Source organism: Mycobacterium sp. MYCO198283, from assembly GCF_021213805.1.
GTDB lineage: Bacteria > Actinomycetota > Actinomycetes > Mycobacteriales > Mycobacteriaceae > Mycobacterium.
Genome location: NZ_JAJQJI010000002.1, coordinates 56,890 through 76,697, shown reverse-complemented (window position 1 = coordinate 76,697; position 19,808 = coordinate 56,890). Strand labels below are relative to the sequence as shown.

At 69.1% G+C, this 19,808-nt stretch carries 18 protein-coding genes and 1 tRNA gene; 9 read left to right on the top strand and 10 right to left on the bottom strand.

The window, feature by feature from the left end; all coding sequences use genetic code 11:
* The first annotated feature begins 288 nt into the window (after positions 1-288).
* Positions 289-564, top strand: coding sequence for a WhiB family transcriptional regulator (locus LV457_RS04540; RefSeq protein ID WP_232169339.1), 276 nt, complete (start codon positions 289-291; stop codon positions 562-564).
* A gap of 15 nt (positions 565-579) precedes the next feature.
* Here the strand turns inward: LV457_RS04540 and LV457_RS04535 are convergent, their stop codons facing one another.
* Genes LV457_RS04535 through LV457_RS04525 form a run of 3 tightly spaced genes read right to left on the bottom strand, consistent with a single transcriptional unit; the run spans position 580 to position 4,177 of the window.
* Positions 580-1,905 (bottom strand): AarF/ABC1/UbiB kinase family protein, encoded by a 1,326-nt coding sequence (locus LV457_RS04535; RefSeq protein WP_232169955.1) that lies wholly within the window; start codon positions 1,903-1,905, stop codon positions 580-582.
* A 41-nt stretch (positions 1,906-1,946) separates the two neighbouring features.
* Complete coding sequence (locus LV457_RS04530; RefSeq protein WP_232169338.1) at positions 1,947-2,786, bottom strand: cyclodehydratase; 840 nt, start codon at positions 2,784-2,786, stop codon at positions 1,947-1,949.
* A 50-nt stretch (positions 2,787-2,836) separates the two neighbouring features.
* The gene (locus LV457_RS04525) at positions 2,837-4,177 is read right to left on the bottom strand and encodes a zinc-dependent metalloprotease (protein WP_232169337.1); all 1,341 of its coding nucleotides are present in this window, start codon (positions 4,175-4,177) and stop codon (positions 2,837-2,839) included.
* A gap of 94 nt (positions 4,178-4,271) precedes the next feature.
* Here LV457_RS04525 and LV457_RS04520 point away from each other — a divergent pair, with 94 nt between their 5' ends.
* From LV457_RS04520 to LV457_RS04510, 3 genes are all read left to right on the top strand, one after another.
* Complete coding sequence (locus tag LV457_RS04520; protein ID WP_232169336.1) at positions 4,272-5,303, top strand: PDZ domain-containing protein; 1,032 nt, start codon at positions 4,272-4,274, stop codon at positions 5,301-5,303.
* Positions 5,304-5,372: 69 nt separating this feature from the next.
* On the top strand, positions 5,373-8,381 hold the full coding sequence (locus LV457_RS04515; RefSeq protein WP_232169335.1) for a UPF0182 family protein: 3,009 nt from the start codon (positions 5,373-5,375) through the stop codon (positions 8,379-8,381).
* Positions 8,382-8,665: 284 nt separating this feature from the next.
* A tRNA-Met gene (locus tag LV457_RS04510) sits at positions 8,666-8,742 on the top strand.
* 547 nt (positions 8,743-9,289) lie between these two features.
* On the opposite strand, the gene LV457_RS04505 is transcribed toward LV457_RS04510, so the two are convergent.
* The 3 genes from LV457_RS04505 to LV457_RS04495 form a co-directional block, all read right to left on the bottom strand.
* Positions 9,290-9,916, bottom strand: a complete 627-nt coding sequence (locus LV457_RS04505) for a hypothetical protein (protein WP_232169334.1) — start codon at positions 9,914-9,916, stop codon at positions 9,290-9,292.
* A complete protein-coding gene (locus tag LV457_RS04500; RefSeq protein ID WP_232169333.1) occupies positions 9,898-10,371 on the bottom strand; it encodes a hypothetical protein in 474 nt (157 codons plus the stop codon). Before LV457_RS04500 ends, LV457_RS04505 begins: the two co-directional genes overlap by 19 nt.
* Positions 10,372-10,548: 177 nt before the next feature.
* Positions 10,549-10,818 (bottom strand): hypothetical protein, encoded by a 270-nt coding sequence (locus LV457_RS04495; RefSeq protein ID WP_232169332.1) that lies wholly within the window; start codon positions 10,816-10,818, stop codon positions 10,549-10,551.
* 654 nt (positions 10,819-11,472) lie between these two features.
* Here LV457_RS04495 and LV457_RS04490 point away from each other — a divergent pair.
* Positions 11,473-11,871 carry an STAS domain-containing protein gene (locus LV457_RS04490; RefSeq protein WP_232169331.1) on the top strand — a complete coding sequence of 133 codons (399 nt, stop codon included), beginning with the start codon at positions 11,473-11,475 and terminating at the stop codon, positions 11,869-11,871.
* 31 nt (positions 11,872-11,902) lie between these two features.
* On the opposite strand, the gene LV457_RS04485 is transcribed toward LV457_RS04490, so the two are convergent.
* The gene (locus LV457_RS04485; protein ID WP_232169330.1) at positions 11,903-12,868 is read right to left on the bottom strand and encodes a UDP-glucuronic acid decarboxylase family protein; all 966 of its coding nucleotides are present in this window, start codon (positions 12,866-12,868) and stop codon (positions 11,903-11,905) included.
* 727 nt (positions 12,869-13,595) lie between these two features.
* On the opposite strand from LV457_RS04485, the gene LV457_RS04480 reads away from it, so the two are divergent.
* Positions 13,596-14,369: a diguanylate cyclase domain-containing protein gene (locus tag LV457_RS04480; RefSeq protein WP_232169329.1), complete on the top strand. Its 774-nt coding sequence runs from the start codon at positions 13,596-13,598 to the stop codon at positions 14,367-14,369.
* A gap of 17 nt (positions 14,370-14,386) precedes the next feature.
* Here LV457_RS04480 and LV457_RS04475 read toward each other — a convergent pair whose 3' ends face one another.
* A complete protein-coding gene (locus tag LV457_RS04475) occupies positions 14,387-15,019 on the bottom strand; it encodes a TetR/AcrR family transcriptional regulator (RefSeq protein WP_232169328.1) in 633 nt (210 codons plus the stop codon).
* A gap of 162 nt (positions 15,020-15,181) precedes the next feature.
* Here LV457_RS04475 and LV457_RS04470 point away from each other — a divergent pair, with 162 nt between their 5' ends.
* From LV457_RS04470 to LV457_RS04460, 3 genes are all read left to right on the top strand, one after another.
* Complete coding sequence (locus LV457_RS04470) at positions 15,182-16,087, top strand: diiron oxygenase (RefSeq protein ID WP_374198728.1); 906 nt, start codon at positions 15,182-15,184, stop codon at positions 16,085-16,087.
* Positions 16,084-16,371: a DUF4873 domain-containing protein gene (locus LV457_RS04465; protein WP_232169327.1), complete on the top strand. Its 288-nt coding sequence runs from the start codon at positions 16,084-16,086 to the stop codon at positions 16,369-16,371. Before LV457_RS04470 ends, LV457_RS04465 begins: the two co-directional genes overlap by 4 nt.
* A 62-nt stretch (positions 16,372-16,433) precedes the next feature.
* Entirely contained in the window at positions 16,434-18,068 is a 1,635-nt protein-coding gene (locus tag LV457_RS04460; RefSeq protein WP_232169326.1) for a peptide chain release factor 3, read from the top strand.
* Here LV457_RS04460 and LV457_RS04455 read toward each other — a convergent pair.
* Both LV457_RS04455 and LV457_RS04450 read right to left on the bottom strand, forming a co-directional pair.
* Positions 18,065-18,877: an adenylate/guanylate cyclase domain-containing protein gene (locus LV457_RS04455; protein ID WP_232169325.1), complete on the bottom strand. Its 813-nt coding sequence runs from the start codon at positions 18,875-18,877 to the stop codon at positions 18,065-18,067. The two genes, LV457_RS04460 and LV457_RS04455, sit on opposite strands and share 4 nt — an antisense overlap.
* Before the next feature lie 51 nt (positions 18,878-18,928).
* The gene (locus LV457_RS04450) at positions 18,929-19,807 is read right to left on the bottom strand and encodes an NmrA family NAD(P)-binding protein (RefSeq protein WP_232169323.1); all 879 of its coding nucleotides are present in this window, start codon (positions 19,805-19,807) and stop codon (positions 18,929-18,931) included.
* Between the last annotated feature and the right edge of the window lies 1 nt (position 19,808).

Here is a 19,808-nt window from a genome sequence, read left to right as displayed (position 1 = left end):
GGAAGACACGACGATGTTCGTCGCCGCGCGGGATCTCCGTGCCGTGGCCGGTGCACCGGTAGCCGCCGCTTCGCCCGCCGCGGCCGCCGCGCGAGCGCGTCGCCGCCACGCCGCCGCCGCGCACTGCGCATCCGTGAGGGAGGCCGGCTTCTAACCAGCCCCGCCTCCGCCGACACCGGCCACGGATCGCAGTCGAGATCCGTGGCCTTCGTCGTTTTCCGACACCTCGACGTCGCCCCGGCTCTCCGGCACTGCAGCCCGAATCGCATGCAACGAAAGGTGAGAGAGATGTCCCGGCAGACACGGGGTCAGGCGACGGAACTGCCCTGCCGCGTCGAGGATCCGGACCTGTGGTTCGCCGAGAGCCCCGACGAGCTGGAACGGGCAAAGGCGCTGTGCGCCGACTGCCCGGTGTTGGTGCAATGCCTGGCCGCCGCGCTGGAGCGGGGCGAGCCGTGGGGCGTGTGGGGCGGTCAGATCTTCGAGGACGGCACCGTCGTCGCGCGCAAGCGTCCGCGGGGCCGGCCGCGCAAGCATCCCCGGCCCAGCCCGGCCGCGGCCTGAGGGTCGCGGCCGGGGTCAGGCGGCGAAGCCGGGCACCAGCTCGGACACCAGCGCCTTCACCGGCACGTGCGCGTCGAGCTGACACGAGATGGCCACGATCGACGCGATCACCCGCATCGGGATGGCGAGCTCGCGCGGCAGGTCCATCTGGCGCGCGGTCTTCAGCTGCGCGACCGACCGGTCGACGTTGGCGGCGGTGAGCTTCTGCAGCCAGCTGCGCGTGTAGTGGAAGACGTCGACCTCCACCGGTTCGACGTACTGCCGCAGCAGCTGCTCCATCTCGCGCACCGACACCTGCTCCCCGCGCTGGATGAACCCGATGTCCTCCAGCGTGGGAAGCAGCCGGTCGTAGTCCTTTTCGACCGCGTAGCGCATCGCCAACCCGAGGTCTTCGGGCAGCCCGCCCGGCAGCGGCGCGACGGCGCCGAAGTCGATGACGCCCATCCGGCCGTCCGGCAGCAGCATGAAGTTGCCGGGATGGGCGTCGCCGTGCATCATCTCCAGCCGCCGCGGCGCGCCGTAGGTCAGCTCGGCGAGCCGGGTGCCCATCAGGTCGCGCTGTGCTGCGGTGCCCGAACGGATGATCTCCGACATCGGGATGCCGTCGATCCACTCGGCGATGACGACCTTCGGCGCGCTGGCGACGATCGCCGGGATGACGAAGTGCGGGTCGTCGCGGTACGCCTTCGCGAACGCGCGCTGGTTCTCCGCCTCCTGCCGGTAGTCGAGTTCCATCTCGGTGCGCTCGATCAGCTCGTCCACCACGCCCTGCACGTCGGCGCCCGGGGAGAGCTGCTTGAGCACGCTCACCATGCGCTGCATGGTCTTCAGGTCGGCACGCAGCGCCTCGTCGGCGCCCGGGTACTGGATCTTGACGGCGACCTCCCGGCCGTCGGACCACACGCCCTTGTGCACCTGGCCGATGCTGGCCGACGCCACCGGCGTGTCGTCGAACGAGGTGAACCGGTCCCGCCAGCGGGTGCCGAGCTGCGCGTCCAGCACGCGGTGGACACGGGCGGCCGGGAGCGGCGGGGCGTCCTTCTGCAGTTTGGTGAGCGCCTCGCGGTACGGCTCCCCGTACTGCTCGGGCACGGCCGCTTCCATCACCGACAGCGCCTGCCCGACCTTCATCGCGCCGCCCTTGAGTTCGCCCAGCACAGTGAAGAGCTGGTTGGCGGCCTTGTCCATCAGCTCCGCGTTGACCTCGTCGCGGGATTTGCCGGTCAACCGCTTGCCGAAGCCGAGCGCCGCCCGGCCCGCGAACCCCACCGGGAGCGTCGCCAGCTTCGCGTTGCGCGCTGCGCGACCCCGTCTGATCTCTGCCACCTCACCATCATCCACCACGGCGCCGGGTCGGCCGTCATCGAAGCGGAACGCCGGTGTCAGCAGCCGCATTCGGGATGTCGCCGCCACGTCCGCGTCAGGACCGCGCCGGTCGCGACGTCGAATTCGAGCGTGGTGTCGAGAGTTTGCGGGCGCGGCACCGCGGAGCCACCGCCGATGGCGCGGATCACCCGGTCGATCTGATGGAGTGCCAGCGCCGCGGTACCCAGCACGGTGGCCCGGTCCGCCGTCGCGACGGTGTCACGCAGCTGCGCGGCAAGCGCCGGCCACGCTTCGTCGCGGTCGGCGCGGTGCAGGTCTGCGCACGACAGGCAGCTGGTGACGCCGGGGATCACCATCGGGCCGACGAGCCCGGTGCGGTCGCGGATCCGGACGGCCAGGTGGGGGATCGCAGCGGCGTGCAGCTGCCGGATCACCCGCGGCTCGACGACCAGCAGGTCACTCAGCACGACCAGGTCGGTGCCGTCGGCGGTGATGGTCGCGGTGCCGTGGTCGCTGCGGCGGATCCGCGCACCGGAGCACTGCAGCCCGGCGGCGACGAGATCCGACAGCGGGCCGCGGCCGTGGATGCGGATGGCCGCCGACCGGCGCGTGCGTGGGCGCCGGTGCGCGATGACGACGTCGGCCTCGACGAGCGCGGTGACCAGGGCGTCCAGTTCGGCGGGATCGGCGACGCCGGCCGCCTGGGCGCGCCGCTGCCAGGTCGCGACGGGTGTGCGGCAGTGCAGCGAGCGCAGCAGCGCGGCGAACCCCGGGGCGCTCACACCGCAGGGCGGCCGAACCCGTACCGCCCGGCGCGGATGCCAGCCGACCTGCACGCTGCCGTCCGGCCGCAGCAGGACGGGCAGCGCCGGGTCGATGCTGTAGTGGCTGGCCATGCGCCGACTCTGGCACGCGGGAACGAGCGCGCAGAGCCGTTATCCACAAGCTAGGCGGTGGCGGGACCGTCCTCGTCGGCGTCGCGTTCGAGCGCCTCGATGGCCTCGTCGATGCCGCTGGTGTCGCCGCCGACGATGCGGTCGATGAAGCCCGCGGGCTCGTCGAGATCGTCACCACCGGGCAGCAGGTCGGGGTGCTGCCAGACGGCGTCGCGGGCATCGACCCCGACGGCCTCGGTGAGCCGGCGCCACAGGTCTGCGGCCTCGCGGAGCTTGCGCGGCCGCAGCTCCAACCCCACCAGGGTTGCGAAGGTCTGTTCGGCGGGACCGCCGGTGGCGCGGCGCCGGCGCAGCATCTCGCTCAGCGCTGCGGTGCCCGGGATGCGCTCGCCCAATGCGTCGTCGACGACGGTCTGCACCCAGCCCTCGATCAAGGCGAGCAGCGTCTCCAAGCGCTCGAGGGCCTGCGCCTGTTCCGGCGTGGCCTTCGGCTCGAAGAGCCCCTGGCTGAGCAGCTGCTCCATGGCGGCGGGATCGCCGAGTGCCATCGGGTTGATCCCGCGGGCGGCCTCCTCGATGCCGCTCATGTCGATCTTCATGCCCTTGGCGTAGGACTCGACGGCGCCCAGCAGCTGACTCGCCAGCCATGGGACGTGGCTGAACAGCCGGTGGTGGGCGGCCTCGCGGGCGGCCAGGAACGTCAGCACCTCGCTGCGTGGCTGTTCGAGGTCGGCCGACAGCGCTTCGATGGCGTCGGGCAGCAGCGCGGCGACGCCCTTCGGCCCCAGGGGCAGCCCGATGTCAGTGGAGGTCAGCACCTCGCGGGACAGCGTGCCGAGCGCCTGGCCGAGCTGCGAGCCGAACGCCATGCCGCCCATCTGCGTCATCATCGACACCAGCGGCCCGGCCATCGCCTTGGCTTCCTCGGGCAGCGCCGACACCCACACCTGCGAGATCTGCGCGGCGACCGGGTCGCACAGCCGCTTCCAGGTGTCCAGGGTGTTGTCCACCCAGTCGTTCGGGGTCCACGCCGCGGTGCGGTTGGCGCCCGCGGGCAGCGCGGTCGCGCCGTCCAGCCACGTCTCGGCCAGCCGCACCGCGTCGGTGACCGCTCGTGTGGTGGATTCCGGGATGGGTGCCGCGAATCCCAGCGAACTCGACGCCAGCTGCCGCGCCAGGTCGTAGTTGACCGGACCCGCCGACCCGCCGCCGGCCATCGCGCCGCCGGCACCGCTGAGCATTTGTCCGAGCTGGGTGAACATCTTGCCCAGCTCGGCCATGTCGAACGCCGAGCCGCCGGCGGAGAAGCCGAACGGATCCGGCTGCGGCTCCTTCTCGCGCTTCTCGCGGTCGGGGTCGTCGTTGGAGAAGCCGAAGGGCAGGTCGGACATGACTCAACGGTACCCACTGGCCCCGGCCGCGGTGAGGTGCGCGATCAGCTGTGGGTGAACGGCGGGCCCCGCCCCGATGTCTAAGGTTGGCGGCGTGAACAGGCGGATGGCCACGCTGGTGGTGGCGCTGATACCGATCGTCGTGTTCGGGGTGCTGCTGGTGGGCGTGCGGGTGCCGTTCGTCGCCGAGGGGCCCGGTCCTACGGTCAACACCCTGGGACAGGTCGACGGCAAGGACGTCGTCGAGATCTCCGGCGACGACGTCGAGCAGTATCCGACCAAGGGCCATCTGAACATGACCACGGTGTCGATCCTCGACAACCTGAGCCTCGCCGAGGCGCTCGGACTGTGGGCGTCCGGCCGCGAGCAGCTGGTGCCCCGCGAGCTGATCTACCCGCCCGGCAAGAGCACCGAGGAAGTGAACGAGGACAACTCCGCGGACTTTGCGCAGTCGGAGTTCAACGCCGAGTACGCCGCCCTCGGTCACCTGAAGTACCCGTCGGCGGTGACGGTGCAGACGGTCAACGACGGCGGCCCGTCGGCGGGCAAGCTGCAACCGGGCGACGCGATCGACGGCGTCGACGGCAAACCGGTCGCGAAGATGTCCGATCTGGAGACGATCCTGCAGGCGACCCGACCGGGTCAGGAGATCCTCGTCGACTTCCGGCGCAAGGACGACAAGGAACCCACCGGAGAGACGCGCATCACGCTCGGCGAGCACCCCGAGCGTGGTCACGGCTTCCTCGGCGTCGGGCTGATCGACGCGCCGTGGGCGCCGTTCCGGATCACGTTCAACCTGGCTGACGTCGGGGGGCCGTCGGCCGGCCTGATGTTCAGCCTCGCGGTCGTCGACAAGCTCACGCCCGGCGAACTCAACGGCGGCGCGTTCGTCGCCGGCTCCGGCACCATCGACGCGTTGGGCAGGGTGGGCGCCATCGGCGGCATCGCCCACAAGATCCTGGCGGCCAAGGAGGCGGGCGCCTCGGTCTTCCTGGTGCCCGCGGGCAACTGCGCCGAGGCGCGGTCGGCGGACGACGGGCTGCGGCTGGTCAGGGTCGAGACGCTCGACGCGGCCGTGACGTCGCTGGAAACGCTTTCTGCCGGTGGCGAACCTGCCCGCTGCTGAGCGGATCGCCCGTCCGAGCGATGCGTAGAGTTGGCTCATCATTCGACCCTTTGAGCGGGAGCGTTATCAGTGGGAATGCGGCCGGCGGCGCGGATGCCGAAGCTGACACGTCGTAGCCGGATTCTCATCGGCATTGCCGTGGTGGCGGTGCTGCTGCTGCTGATCGGGCCGCGTTTCGTCGACACCTTCGTCGACTGGCTGTGGTTCGGCGAGCTCGGCTACCGCTCGGTGTTCACCACGGTGCTGTTGACCCGCCTCGCGGTGTTCCTCGTCGTCGGGGCGCTGGTCGGCGCCATCGTGTTCGCGGGGTTGGCGCTGGCCTACCGCGCCCGCCCGGTGTTCGTCCCGACCTCCGGCCCCAACGACCCGGTGGCCCGCTACCGCACCGCGGTGCTGACCCGGCTGCGGCTCATCTCCATCGGCGTGCCGACGGTGATCGGCGTGCTGGCCGGCATCGTCGCGCAGAGCTACTGGGTGCGCATCCAGCTCTTCTTGCACGGCGGCGCCTTCGGGGTCACCGATCCGCAGTTCGGCCTGGACCTCGGCTTCTACGCGTTCGACCTGCCGTTCTACCGGCTGCTGCTCAACTATCTGTTCGTCGCGGTGTTCCTCGCGCTGGTCGCGAACCTGGTGAGCCACTACATCTTCGGCGGTATCCGGCTCGCCGGCCGGGCGGGGGCGCTCAGCCGCGCCGCCCGTATCCAGCTGGTGTCCTTGGTGGGTGTGCTGGTGCTGCTCAAGGCGGTGGCCTACTGGTTCGATCGTTACGAGCTGCTCAGCCACACCCGCGGCGGCAAGCCGTTCACCGGCGCCGGCTACACCGACATCAACGCGGTGCTGCCCGCCAAGCTCATCCTGCTCGTCATCGCCGTGATCTGCGCGGTGGCGGTGTTCTCCGCGATCGTGTTGCGCGATCTGCGTATCCCGGCGATCGGGCTGGCGCTGCTGCTGCTGAGCTCGGTGATCATCGGCGCAGGCTGGCCCCTGGTCGTCGAACAGTTCAGCGTCAAGCCCAACGCCGCCCAAAAGGAGAGCGAGTACATCGCGCGCAGCATCACCGCGACGCGCGATGCGTACGGGTTGACCGACGAGAAGGTGAGTTACCGCAGCTACGGCGGCGACGCTCCGGCCACCGCTCAGCAGGTCCGCGACGACCGGGCCACCACGTCCAACATCCGGGTGCTCGACCCGAACATCGTCAGCCCGGCCTTCACACAGTTCCGGCAGGGCAAGAACTTCTACTACTTCCCCGAGCAGCTGTCGATGGACCGCTACACCGGCGCCGACGGCAACCTGCGCGATTACGTCGTGGCCGCCCGCGAGCTCAACCCCGACCGCCTGGTCGAGAACCAGCGCGATTGGATCAACCGGCACACCGTCTACACGCACGGCAACGGGTTCATCGCGTCGCCGGCCAACACCGTGCGCGGCATCGCCAACGACCCCGCCGCCAACGGTGGCTACCCGGAGTTCGACACCACCGTCGTCGGCCCCAACGGCACCGTCGAGCAGGACGGGCCGGCGCCGCTCGACCAGCCGCGGATCTACTTCGGGCCGGTGATCGCCAGCACCGCCGACGACTACGCGATCGTCGGCCGCAACGGGCCCGACCGCGAATACGACTACGAGACCAACACCGAGACCCGCAACTACACCTACACCGGCAGCGGCGGCGTCTCGATCGGCAACTGGTTCACCCGGGCGGTGTTCGCGGCGAACTTCGCCGAGCGGAACTTCCTGCTGTCCAACGTGATCGGGCAGGACAGCAGGATCTTGTTCAACCGCGACCCGGCGAAGCGGGTGGAGGCCGTCGCGCCGTGGCTGACCACCGACACCAGCATCTACCCCGCGATCGTCGACAAGCGGATGGTGTGGATCGTCGACGGTTACACCACGCTCGACAACTACCCGTACTCGCAGCTCACGACGCTGTCCTCGGCGACCGCCGACTCCAACGAGGTGGCGGTCAACCGGCTGGCGCCCGACAAGCAGGTGTCCTACATCCGGAACTCGGTGAAGGCCACCGTCGACGCCTACGACGGCACCGTCACGCTGTATGCGCACGACGAGAGCGACCCGGTGCTGCAGGCGTGGATGAAGGTGTTCCCCGGCACCATCAAGCCGAAGAGCGAGATCTCGGCGGACCTGGCGGCGCATTTGCGCTACCCGGAGGATCTGTTCAAGGTGCAGCGCATGCTGCTGGCCAAGTACCACGTCGACGACCCGGTGAAGTACTTCACCAACGCCGACTTCTGGGACGTCCCGCTGGACCCCAACCCCACCGCCAGCAGCTACCAGCCGCCGTACTACATCGTCGCGAAGAACCTGGCGAAGGGCGACAATTCGGCGTCGTTCCAGCTGACCAGCGCGATGAACTGGATCCAGCGAGAGTTCCTGGCCGCCTACGTCAGCGCCAGCTCCGATCCCGAGACGTACGGCAAGATCACGGTGTTGACCATTCCGGGCCAGGTCAACGGTCCGAAGTTGGCCAACACCGCGATCACCACCGACACCGAGGTCACCACCTTGCTCGGGCAGATCGGGCGGGACGGGCAGAACCGCATCCGGTGGGGCAACCTGCTGACGCTGCCTGTGGCACAGGGCGGGCTGCTCTACGTCTCGCCGGTGTACGCCTCGCCGGGCACCACGGACGCGGCGTCGTCGTATCCGCGGCTGATCCGGGTGGCGATGATGTACAACGACAAGATCGGCTGGGGCGCCACCGTGGCGGAGGCGCTGACGCAGATCTTCGGTGCCGGCGCGGGGGCGACCGCGACGGGCCCCGCGCCCGCCGACGGCAGCTCGTCGACCAACCAGGACGACGGCCAGCCCGAACAGCCGGCCACGCCGCCGAACGGCCAGCAGGCCGCTGCGGCGCCTCCCAGCCGGGCGCCCGCCGCCAATCCCGCACCCACTGGGCCGGTGCAGCTCTCGCCCGCCAAGGCCGCCGCCCTGCGCGACCTCGACGCGGCGATGGCCGAGCTGCAGCAGGCGCAGCGCAACGGCAACTTCGGTGACTACGGCGCGGCGCTGCAGCGGCTCAACGACGCGATGGACAAGTACAACAGCACCAGCTGATCCGGCGCCAACCCCGCGAGCGTGCGTGTCCGCCGCGCGTATCTCCGCGAGCGTGCGTGTCTGCACGTCGACACGCCGGCGCCACTGTGTTGCGAGCGCACATTCGTCAGGGTCGACGGGTAGGTCAGCACACAGGCTCGTCGCAACCGGTCTGCTCCACCGCCGTCAGCGCGTGGAGTTGCGGCGCGCGGGCGACAGACGACGATGTGGCGCAGCGGCTGGCGGTGCTGTTCAGGGCGCGATTTGGCAGTCGACCCCCCGCTTGGGTAACGTTGCCGATGCAACGCGGGGTGGAGCAGCTCGGTAGCTCGCTGGGCTCATAACCCAGAGGTCGCAGGTTCGAATCCTGTCCCCGCTACCAAGTGATGTCGCAAGACATCGGAATAGCCGCAGACCTAGATAAGGTCTGCGGCTTCTTCCGTTTGGGGCCCGATCGCCGTTGCCGTCGGCAACCCAGATACGGCGGACGAACGCGTCGGTGAGGCCTCTGGCATCCACGGTGTCGGAGGAGCAAAAATCAGCCAGGCGGACGCGTCAGCAGCCATCGGCGACTGCCAGGCCGACCGCGGACAGTTCATCCCAACCGCGCCGTATGGCCGCAGGCCCTGCGGATCGTCCGCGACAGCGTGGCTCGATAAGGAGCGCAAAGGTACCGGGACTTCGAGGACGCGCCGGAACCGGTGGCATCGAATGTCGGCCACGGACGCAGCGAGCGGCCACTCCGACCGCGAAGTCGGACTGCCGGCCGAGCGAGGCGGACAGGGCTTCGGGCTGACATCACCGCCTTGCCGCTGACCGCGGTGTTGGTGGCCACGGAATTGGCGTTCGGTCAGCGCCAGCGAAGCAAGAATCGTCCGCGCCTCAGTCACCAGTTCGCCGTGAGGCGTTATAAATCAGGGTTCGGTATTTCATTGTGATGACGCCGATACGGGCGGTTGGAACGCCGCCCGGCGCGTTGAGGTAGTCCTCGATCTCTCTCGGTGCGCTGCGTCGTGGGCGTCGCGAATATTGCGCTTTCCGAGTCTGATGAGATCGCTCAGGCGGTTTAGGGTCGCAGCCACTCGGTCCAGAACGCCGACGAGTGCTTTGTGCGCTTTTTCCTCCGCTTCATAGTGTTCGAAAGCAGCGTCTGCGCCGTCGCCATGGGGCCAGTGACCTCCTGGTGCGAATACCTCATCCTTTGAGCGTTCAGCAGCTGCTGCCGCGTCTTGGTGGTGTTCGCTGAGTTTCTTGAGTCTCGCTGCGCTTTGGGCAAGCTCGGTCTCGGATTCGGTCGGCCAGACGCCGGGGCGGATCAAGTGGCCGGTGTACAGGCCGGGTTGCAGGTGGATGTCACCGCCGCCGGGCATGCCGAAAGACGGTTTGTAGTTGTCCGGAGACGTCGGCTTAACGGCATTGAAGACTTTCCGGAGCTCGGCGGCCTCGGAATTGGCCCGCACCGCCGACGTTTTGATCTGGTCGGCTTCCTTACTGACGTTGTCAGCGGTGGCGTCGCCGCCGTCACTTGCCGCAGGCATCAGTGCGGCAGCCCGCACGCGTCGGCCAGCGCGTATGTGGCGTCATTTGATGCGGCATTGAGCTTCTTGAGCTCGTCGAGGCTGCCCTGTCCCAAGCTGGCATTTACCAACTCCAGGTTCGCCGTGACATACCGGCGCGCTGGTGAGGCCACGCTATCGGGCGTAGCTGGGGCGAGCGCCTGGATAATGGATAAGGATCCCGACACCTTCCGGAGCTGCACTGGAAGGTTCGGTTGGCCATCGACGACGACACCACCTTGAGCGTGCTGACCAGCCGTCGACACGTCGAATGCGTGGCAGACGGCCTGCTTGGCGTCGGCCTGTTGGGCCGCGGTGAAGGTGGGTGCCGGCGGTGCGGTGGGCGGTGGGGCTTGTGCGCTCGGCGCGGTGTGTGCGATCGAGTAGGTGATGGCCGCTGTCGCAGCGATGGCGGCCACGGTCAGGACGGCGGTGGCCAGTGCCCACAGCCACATGCGCGGTGGCCGCGGTGTGCGTTGCGGGACAGGACCGGGGGCCCCGGCGGCCGGCGGCGGATTCCAGCCGTACGGCGGGATGTTGTGTGGCGGAGCCTGGTGCGGCGGGGCGCCACCACCGGTTGGCGGCCAGGCGGGTGTGCCGGTGCTCATTCTTCGCCCCTCCCTTGTGCCCACCTACGTGGTCAGCGCGGCAGCGTTCGCTTGCTCGGTTGCTTCGTCCGCGGCGACACTGCTCCGCGCGGCGGTCGCCACGGCGGTGACTCGGTCCGCAAGATCAGCCACCCGGGCAGCGATGAGTTCAGCGGCGAGCGTGTTCGTGGCGCCCACATAGCCGCCGTGCGGGAGCGTGATGTCGGTACCGGCGATAGCCGTCAAACGATCCTGCGCCGAGGTGGCCAGGCCGGCCCCGGTGGCCTCCGTGTCGACCTCGGTTGCCGCAGACACGAGCCTGATCCTATCTGCGCGGGGCTCGGATACACCCGCCCAAGATGGGTCGCCCCCGGGCGGCGGAGTCAACGAAGCAGCGCGGCCAAACGGGGATCCTGCACCCACTTCCCCGGGCGCCGCGGTAGCGGTCCACAAGGACACCAGCGGCGCAGCTGGACCCTGCACCCGCACCGGAGGCTGGCCGTCGCTGACGGAAAGCGTGAGTGTCCAGCTATTCAGGTCGAGATAGGAGCCGGTCACGTCGCCGTCCCAGAGGGATTCCAGCCCCAAGTTGGACGAGGAGCTGAATCGCCTCACCCCGATCCGCGTCGTTCCGCCACGGCACGATCGCATCTTCGGCTTCACACGCGCGGGACTCGGCCATCTCCGCCATCAACGCCTCTCGCGCGTCAGGACTGATCCACCGCTGGTGGCCGCCAGCGTCGTTCAGCCGCGGCAGGCGCAATTCCGGCCCCATCACCCGCCGGCTCCATGCGCAAGCGTTCGTCATCGGCGCGCTGCTGGCTGTCCCGAAGTCGTCACGAAACGACCGCCCGGTCAGCTGCGCCCAGCCGTTAATATTCGACGGTCTCCGACTAGGAGACGTGCAGTCTGTCTGCGTCACCAGCCGTATCGGTTGCCACGCCGCTTCGTGAAAGGAAGGCGGATGTGATGGCGATTCGACCAGCAGAGCCGGAGGCCGCGATGACAGACCGAGAGTCCTACTGCCTGGTGTCTACGCGCCGACGCGGTTCGACCGTCATCGTCGAGGTTGCCGGCACGCTGGACATGTTGAGCGCGCCGCGGCTGGCCGGCGCGATCGACGAGGCGCAAACTGCGCCGCTGACCGCGCTCGTGATCGACTTGTCCCGCGTCGTCTTTCTCGCCGCGGCGGGAATGCAGGTGTTGGTGGATGCACATCAGACACTGCACCGGCAGGCTGGATTCGCGGTGGTGGCGGACGGACCCGCTACCAGTCGACCCCTGCGGCTCATCGGATTGACGATGCTGTTCACCGTGCGTCCGACCTTGGATGCGGCGCTCGCGGCAGTCGAGGCGAACATCGGTTAGCTTCACCGGACGCGCGTTGGTCGCGGTGGCACTACTGCGGTGAGCCGAGGCCGCTCGCCAAGGCCTCCGCATGATGGTGCCGAAACCACGCGATGGTGCGCTGCAGTCCCAGTTCGATCGGCACGCTGGGCGCCCACCCGAGCCGTTGTGCGGCGCGCTCGATGTCGGGTTTTCGCCGCGTCGGGTCGTCCACCGGCAGGGGGTGATGTTCGATGCGCGAGGACGATCCGGTGAGCCTGATGACGTGTTCGGCCACTTCTTGAATTGTCATCTCGGACGGATTGCCGAGGTTGATCGGTCCCGCCTCCGACGAGTCGAGCATCGCGATGATGCCGCGAATCAAATCGTCGACATAACAGAAGCTGCGGGTCTGCTGCGCATTTCCGTACACGGTCAACGGAGTGCCGCGCAGCGCCTGAACGATGAAGGTCGTTATCGCTCTGCCGTCATCGGGGCGCATACGGGGGCCGTAGGTGTTGAAGATGCGCACGATCCCGACGTTCACGTCTCGCGCGCTGCGATATGCGGTGGCGAGCGCCTCGGCGAATCTCTTGGCTTCGTCGTAGACACTGCGCGGTCCGATGGGGTTGACGTTGCCCCAATACGTCTCCGGCTGCGGGTGCACCAGCGGATCACCGTAGACCTCGCTGGTCGAGGCGAGCACGAAGCGAGCGGCGTTGTCTCGCGCGAAATTGAGTGCGTTGAGTGTGCCGTGGCTTCCCGTGGTGAGTGTTTCGACGGGTCGGCTGAGGTAGTCAGGTGGCGACGCCGGGCTGGCGAGATGCGCGACGGCGTCGAAATCGCCGCGCAGCGTGATCTCCGCGCGCACGTCCGCCTCGACGAGGGTGAAGCGGTCGTGGGAGAGCAGGTGAGCAACATTCGCGGTCCGGCCTGAGGAGAGATCGTCGAGGCACACGACGGAGTCGCCGCGGTCGACGAGCGCGTCACACAGGTGTGAGCCAAGAAACCCGGCACCGCCGGTGACCAAGGTCCGCAACCGTTGTCCCTTCCTCGTCGAGCGTTCGGCCGACCGCGGGCCCAGGCTCCACCGATCCTGACTGCCGTCCGCCAGAAAGCATGGCATCGCCGATCAGCACCGGCCATGGGGGCCGCACCCGACGCAGCCGTGGCCGCCATCGGACACGTCAACACCTCGGCTCCTTTCGCGGCGACGCCCGGCAATTGCGGATGCGCACAATCGGCGGAGCCGCGCGGTATTGTCCCTCTGCTATTTGCCTACGCAACAACGGCGTGAGCGGAACTTTGTGACGTTTCACTGACATCCGGCAAGCGGTTTGCCTGCTTTCGATTCGGCGGCTCCGGCGCCCCCTGATAGGTTCGAGCGTGCAACGGCGCAACCCCTGCGACATTTCGGGCGGTGCATGAAGTCCACAACCCGTCAGTGGCGGCGCAGCGGTGATCACTATTACTGGCTGACGGCATTCCTGGCGGCCCGCGATCTGCAACGGCGCACTTGTCGGTTGGTCGCAGCGACAATTCTCGGGCTCGGTTTGATCGGGCCGATCATCGCCACCGGCCCCTATGGCGTCCGGGGCACCGCCGGACTGGTGACATTGGCGATCACCGGCGCGTGCTGTGTCGCCATGGCGGCCCTGTGGCTGCGGTCGAGTTGGCCCAGCCGAAGCACGTCCCAGGTGTGTGTAGTGGTGGGCAGCGCATGTGCCGCAGCGAGTTGCGAGCTTGCGCCGACTCCACTCCTGGGGATGATCGGGACCGCCGCGTTCGCGATCTTGGCGTCCTACGTGGCGTTCTTCCACTCGCTGCGACTGCTGGCATTCGTGTGGCTGGTCGCAGCCGTCGTCACGGCGCACCTCGCCGTCGAATTGGCCGAGGTGGACGTCTCGATGACACTCGGCATCGTCTTGCTGTTGGTGATGGTGAACGCTTTCGCGGTCTTTGCCTGCCGCATGGTGATCCGGCTGATCGCCGACGACACACCGCACAACGACCTCGACCCGCTCACCGGACTGCTCAACCGGGACGGTTTCTACGACGCGGTCGCCACCTTGCTCGGCGCCCGGAATCGCGGCGACGATCTGCGACTGGTCGTCGTCGTCCTCAGTCTCGACGGTTACTCCCTGCTGTCGAGCCTCCACGGAATAGCCGGCCTGGACCGCGCCCGCGTCGCCGTGGCGCGCGCGTTGCGCGAGACTGCCCGTCGAGACGCCGTCGTGGCCCATCCCGGCGACGCGGAGTTCTGGGTGGCCGACGTCTTCGATACCGTCGATCCTTCGCCCCTGGCGGAACGACTCCGTAGCGCGGTCGCCACCGCCGAGTATCGACTGACGGCGAGCGTCGGTGTGGTGTGCACTCCGTTGGCCCCGCTCGTCAAGCCGGCTGCGTACGACGTCGTCGAAGAGCTCCTCACGATCGCCGTCGCGGCCATGTTCGACGTACGGAAGCGGGGCGGCAACCGCACGCGCACCGTCATCGACCCCGAGCTCGCAGTTCTCAACGAACCGGGCGTGGACGACTGACCGTCAGCGCAGTGCGGCTATCGGGCCAGTCCCAGCAGCGGGGGGACGAGGTAGCGCCGAGCGAACGATCGGGCGGCGTCGTCGTCCCCGAGGGCGACATTCTGTGACGGCGTCAGCACGAACGAGACGATCACCCGGACGGTGACCTCGGCGACCTCGAGCAGCTCGAGCTGCGTGCGGCTGTCCTCGGGTAGCGCCACCGCCAATTGGTGAGCCAGGAACGCCGAGGCCGTCCGCACGACGCTGTCGCCCTCGACGGTCAAGAACGGCAGCACGGTCTCGGGCTCGGTCGCGAGCAGCCGCTGGAGCAGCGCATGGTCTCGCAGCGTGGTCAAGGTGAAGACGAACCCCTCGACGAGCTTGTCCTGCGCCCCGTCGTAACCGCCGGCCTCGGCGGCCAGGTCCGACAGGAACCGCTCGAGCTCCCGCAGGAGCACCGCTTCGACGATCGCGTCCTTGTTCGCGAAGTTGCGGTACAGCGTGACGCGCGCCAACCCGGAACGACGGGTGATGTCCTCCACGGTCGAGCGGCGGATCCCGAACAGCTCGAACTGCTTGAGCGCCGCGTCCAGGATGCGTTCGGCGTTGCCCTCCGCCGTCGGCGACCCGAAACGCTGCACCGCCTTCGCGAGCAGGCCGGTGTATTTCATCGGTTCTCCTCGGCGGGGCCGCTGCGGACGGCGGTGTTCCCCGCAGTCTAGGACCCGGGTGAGAGCGTTGATACAAACGAACTCAGAATGTATCTTCAGTACCTGTGGCGCCGCCCGGACGCGGGCGCCGCAGACCAGTCGCTCCACCAACAGGAGGCCCCCATGGCCATGGCTCCCACAACCGGAACAGCGCCCAGCCGGGAGGACTTCGCCGAGCGGCTGCTGCGGGGATCGGCCAAGAAGTCCTACGCGCCGGTGGTCGACATCGACTGGGACACTCCGGTCGTCCCCGACAAGTTCTTCCTGCCGCCGCGGGTGGTGTCGCTCTACGGCACACCGCTGTGGGCGGGAATGACCCGCGAACAGCAGATCGAGCTGTCCCGCCAGGAATTCATCAACCTGTTGTCGGCCGGCGTGTGGTTCGAGAACATCCTCAACCAAGCGCTGCTGCGGGGGCTCATGCACGCCGATGTCACGGCGGCGTCCACGCACTACTCGCTGACCGAGCTCGGTGACGAGACGCGCCACATGGTGATGTTCGGCCGCACCATCGAGGCGGTCGGCGGAAAGGCGTTCCAGCCGACGCGATTCCAGCGAATGGTCATCAACACGCTGCCGCTGCTGTTCCAGAAGACGGTGCTGTGGATCGCCGCCCTGGTCGGCGAGGAGATCTTCGACGCCCTGCAGCGGCAGATCCTCGACGACCCCGATCTGCAGCCCATCGTGCGCCGCGTGATGCGGATCCACGTCACCGAGGAGGCGCGGCACATCCAATTCGCCCGCGACGGCGCCCGCCGCGACGTCCCCGGCATGCGGCCGTTCAACCGGTACCTGCTCGGCACCATCCACGGCGCCGGCGGGCCGTTCTACCGCTACCTGTTCACCAATCCGGCCGTATACCGCCGCGCCGGGCTCGATGGGCGCGAGGCGCGTCGGCAGGCCCGCGCCAACCCGTACTTCCACGAATCGCAGCGCGCCGGCTTCGCGCCGCTGGCGGCCTTCCTCGAGGAGGTCGGGCTGATGAGCCGGATCGGCCGTCGGATGTGGCGGCGGAGCAACTTCCTGTGACCGTCGACGAGTCCGGTGTGTTCGACGGCGACGCCGAGCTCGACGTCGCCGGCCTGCGCTGTCGAGTGCGGGTGCGCCTTGCCGGTCGCCTGAACCCGATCGACGGGCGCTACCACTGGCAGGGCCTCGCCTACGGAGCGCCGGACGAGCTCGCGGCGGGTAAGCCGGCGCAGCTGCACATCGGGCAGCGAAGTGCCGCAGTACGTTTGGTGGAGCGGATCCCGTCGGGCCAGCTCATGGTCAGCGGCGTGGGGGAGCCGCCGTACGACCTCGCGCCGTGGTGAACTGACGGCCGGGTCCCGGCGATTACCCATTCGGCGGCGGGCCCCATACCATCGTCGGAGTCATGACAGTTACCGCCTCAGGTGTGTCGACGTCCACCGAGTCGCGGGCGCACCTCATCTCCGCCGAAGCGCAGCGTCGCAGGACGTTCGCCGTGATCAGCCACCCCGACGCCGGCAAGTCGACGCTGACCGAGGCGCTCGTGCTGCACGCCAAGGCCATCACCGAGGCCGGCGCCATACACGGCAAGGCGGGCCGGCGCGCCACGGTGTCGGACTGGATGGAGATGGAGAAGGCCCGCGGCATCTCCATCACGTCGACGGCGCTGCAGTTCCCGTACCGCACGCAGGCCGGGGACACCTGCATCGTCAACCTGCTCGACACCCCGGGCCACGCCGACTTTTCCGAGGACACCTACCGGGTGCTGACGGCGGTCGACTGCGCGGTGATGCTGATCGACGCCGCGAAAGGCCTTGAGCCGCAGACGTTGAAGCTCTTCCAGGTCTGCCGCCACCGCGGGATCCCGATCATCACGGTGGTCAACAAGTGGGATCGCCCGGGTCGCCATGCGCTGGAGTTGATGGACGAGATCCACGACCGGATCCAGCTGCAGACCACCCCGCTGACGTGGCCGGTCGGCATCGCCGGTGACTTCAAGGGCGTCCTCGACCGGCGCACCGGGACGTTCATCCGCTACACCCGCACCGCCGGCGGCGCCACCGCCGCGCCCGAGGAGCACATCGCCGCCTCGGCCGCCCACGACGCCGCGGGCGACGACTGGGACACCGCGGTCGAGGAGTCGGAGTTGCTCAGCGCCGACGGCGCCGACTTCGACCACGAGTCCTTCCTGCGCGGCAGCTCGACGCCGGTCCTCTTCACCTCGGCCGTCCTCAACTTCGGTGTCAACCAACTGCTCGACGTGCTCGCTCGATGGGCGCCGTCCCCGCGCGGCCAGCTCGACGTCGACGGCAACCGGCGTGACGTCACCGCGCCGTTCAGCGCGTTCGTGTTCAAGGTGCAGGCGGGCATGGACTCGGCGCACCGCGATCGGATCGCCTACGCGCGGGTGTGCTCGGGCACCTTCGAGCGCGGTGAGGTCCTGACGCACGCCAGCACCGGCAAGCCGTTCGTCACCAAGTACGCGCAGTCGGTGTTCGGCCAGCAGCGCTCCACGCTGGACACCGCGTGGCCGGGCGACGTGATCGGGCTGGCCAACGCCGCGTCGCTGCGCCCCGGCGACACGCTCTACCGGGACATCCCGGTGCAGTTCCCGCCGATTCCGAGCTTCTCGCCAGAGCATTTCGCCGTCGCGCGGGGCACCGACCCCAGCAAGCACAAGCAGTTCCGAAAGGGGATCGAGCAGCTCGAGCAGGAGGGCGTCGTCCAGGTGCTGCGGTCGGACCGGCGGGGCGACCAGGCGCCGGTGTTCGCCGCGGTCGGGCCCATGCAGTTCGAGGTGGCCAGCCATCGCATGGCCGGCGAGTTCAACGCGCCGATCAGTTTGGAGCCGCTGCCGTACACGGTCGCGCGCGCCGCCGACCCCGCGGATGCCGCCATGCTGCAGAAGCAGGCGTCGGTCGAGGTGTTCACTCGCACCGACGGCGTCGTGCTGGCGGTGTTCTCCACGAAGTGGCGGCTGCAGAACGTCGAACGCGAGCTCGGGGTGCGGCTGCGCTCGCTGGTCGCAGCCGAGGACTAGCGGCTCTCGACGGGGTATACCGTCTGCGTGGCGGGAAGACCCTTCAGCTCCACGTCGCGACCCCTGCCGAACCGGATGTCGTCAGACGGGCCGATCGCCTGCCGCAGGGCGTCGCTGACGAGGATCTCACCACCGTCGGCGAGGTCGGCCACCCGCGCCGCCAGCGCGACGTCGAGGCCGAAGAGGTCGTCTCCGCGCCGCACCGAGGTGCCGATGTGCGCGCCCATCCGCACCCGCACGCCGTCGGCGGTGTCGCTGGACAGTGCCCGCTGCGCCGTGATGCAGCACCGCACCGCGGCGGCGGGATCGGGGAAAGCGATCATGAAGCCGTCGCCCTGGTTCTTCACGACGTAGCCGCGGTACTCCGCGACGCACCGCCGGACCAGCTGCTCGTGCCGCTCCAGGACCTTCACCCATTCGCGGTCGCCCAGCGAGGCGTTCCGATGTGTCGATCCCTCGATGTCGGAGAAGACGAGGACGACCGGACCGTCGGCCGTCATCCGGGCGAGGTCCGGGCGCTCAACCCGCGCCCACCCGGCGAGATCCTCGATCGAGGTGCGCACGGAACCGGCGAGCTGCTTGCGGAGGATGGCGTCGGCGTGGTGCACGGTGTTCGCCACCGTCTTGACGGCGAGCGGCGCGAGCCCGATGGGCGTGCGGCGGCGTGCTCGCGGCTCGCCGCTGCGCTGGCGCCGGCGCAGCTCTTTGCTCTTGGCGGCGAGGCGGCGGCGTGAGACGAGCAGCAGGACCCCGAGGGTGATGAGGCCGGCCAGCTCGATCACCACGGCCACCGACAGTGCGACGGTCACGGATCGATCATCCCCGAGGCCGCGCCTCGAGCTCGGCACCGCGCGGCGACGTCAGGTCCAGGCGGCCGCTCGCCACCGCCAGGCGGTGTCGTCGAGGAAGGCGTCGAGGCTGCGCGGCGGCCGGCCGAGCAGCCGCTGCACCTCGTCGGTGATCGGCTGGTTACGCCCCAGGCGCGTCAGCGTGTAGACGGCCGACATGAAGCCGATGGTGTCCCATCCGACGCCGCGTCGACGGAGCCGCCGCACGAAGGCCCACAGCGACGGCGCGGTGTAGCGCACCGGGTAGCCGAGCGCGTCGGTGAGCGCCTCGGCGACTTCGGTCATCGACAGGGCCGCCGGCCCGGTGAGGTGGTGGACGGCGTCGCGGGGCCCATCTCGCCGCAGCAACGCCTGCGCGGCGACGGCGGCCGCATCGCGGGCGTCGAGGAACGTCGTGCGGCCCCGGCCGGCCGGGATGAACAACTCGCCCCGCTCGGTGATGTCGGTGCCGTGAGTCGAGATCCTGCGGTGCAGGTTCTGCATGAAGAAGCTGCACCGCAGGATCGTCGTCATCATGGTGCTGGCCCGCAGCGCCGCCTCGACCGCATGGTGCGGGATGAACGGGATCTTCTCGGCTCCGAACACCGACACGTAGACGACGTGGCGGCAGCCGGCGCGGTCGGCGGCATGGACGAACGGCACGATCGCCTGACGCGCCGCCCGGTTGCCCGGGAGGGGGAAGAGCAGGAAAAGCGATGTGACGCCGTCGAGCGCCGCGTCCCAAGTGGTCCGGTCGAAGAAGTCGAACGTCACCAGCTCCGGCGGCGTGGCCGGGTCGGCCGGGGACACCGGCCGACGGCTCGCGATCCGCCATGGGCCGTCGTGGTCGCGGGCCAACAGGTCGACCAGCTCAGCGCCGACGTTGCCGGTCGGTCCGGTGATCAGCAGCATG

Bases quoted from the DNA above. Each gene is read 5' to 3' on its own strand.
- LV457_RS04460 (WP_232169326.1), top strand. From the start codon at position 16,434: ATGACAGTTACCGCCTCAGGTGTGTCGACGTCCACCGAGTCGCGGGCG.
- LV457_RS04490 (WP_232169331.1), top strand. From the start codon at position 11,473: ATGGCGATTCGACCAGCAGAGCCGGAGGCCGCGATGACAGACCGAGAG.
- LV457_RS04450 (WP_232169323.1), bottom strand. From the start codon at position 19,807: ATGCTGCTGATCACCGGACCGACCGGCAACGTCGGCGCTGAGCTGGTC.
- LV457_RS04480 (WP_232169329.1), top strand. From the start codon at position 13,596: ATGATCGGGACCGCCGCGTTCGCGATCTTGGCGTCCTACGTGGCGTTC.
- LV457_RS04500 (WP_232169333.1), bottom strand. From the start codon at position 10,371: ATGTGGCTGTGGGCACTGGCCACCGCCGTCCTGACCGTGGCCGCCATC.
- LV457_RS04470 (WP_374198728.1), top strand. From the start codon at position 15,182: ATGGCCATGGCTCCCACAACCGGAACAGCGCCCAGCCGGGAGGACTTC.
- LV457_RS04525 (WP_232169337.1), bottom strand. From the start codon at position 4,177: ATGTCCGACCTGCCCTTCGGCTTCTCCAACGACGACCCCGACCGCGAG.
- LV457_RS04530 (WP_232169338.1), bottom strand. From the start codon at position 2,786: ATGGCCAGCCACTACAGCATCGACCCGGCGCTGCCCGTCCTGCTGCGG.
- LV457_RS04475 (WP_232169328.1), bottom strand. From the start codon at position 15,019: ATGAAATACACCGGCCTGCTCGCGAAGGCGGTGCAGCGTTTCGGGTCG.
- LV457_RS04540 (WP_232169339.1), top strand. From the start codon at position 289: ATGTCCCGGCAGACACGGGGTCAGGCGACGGAACTGCCCTGCCGCGTC.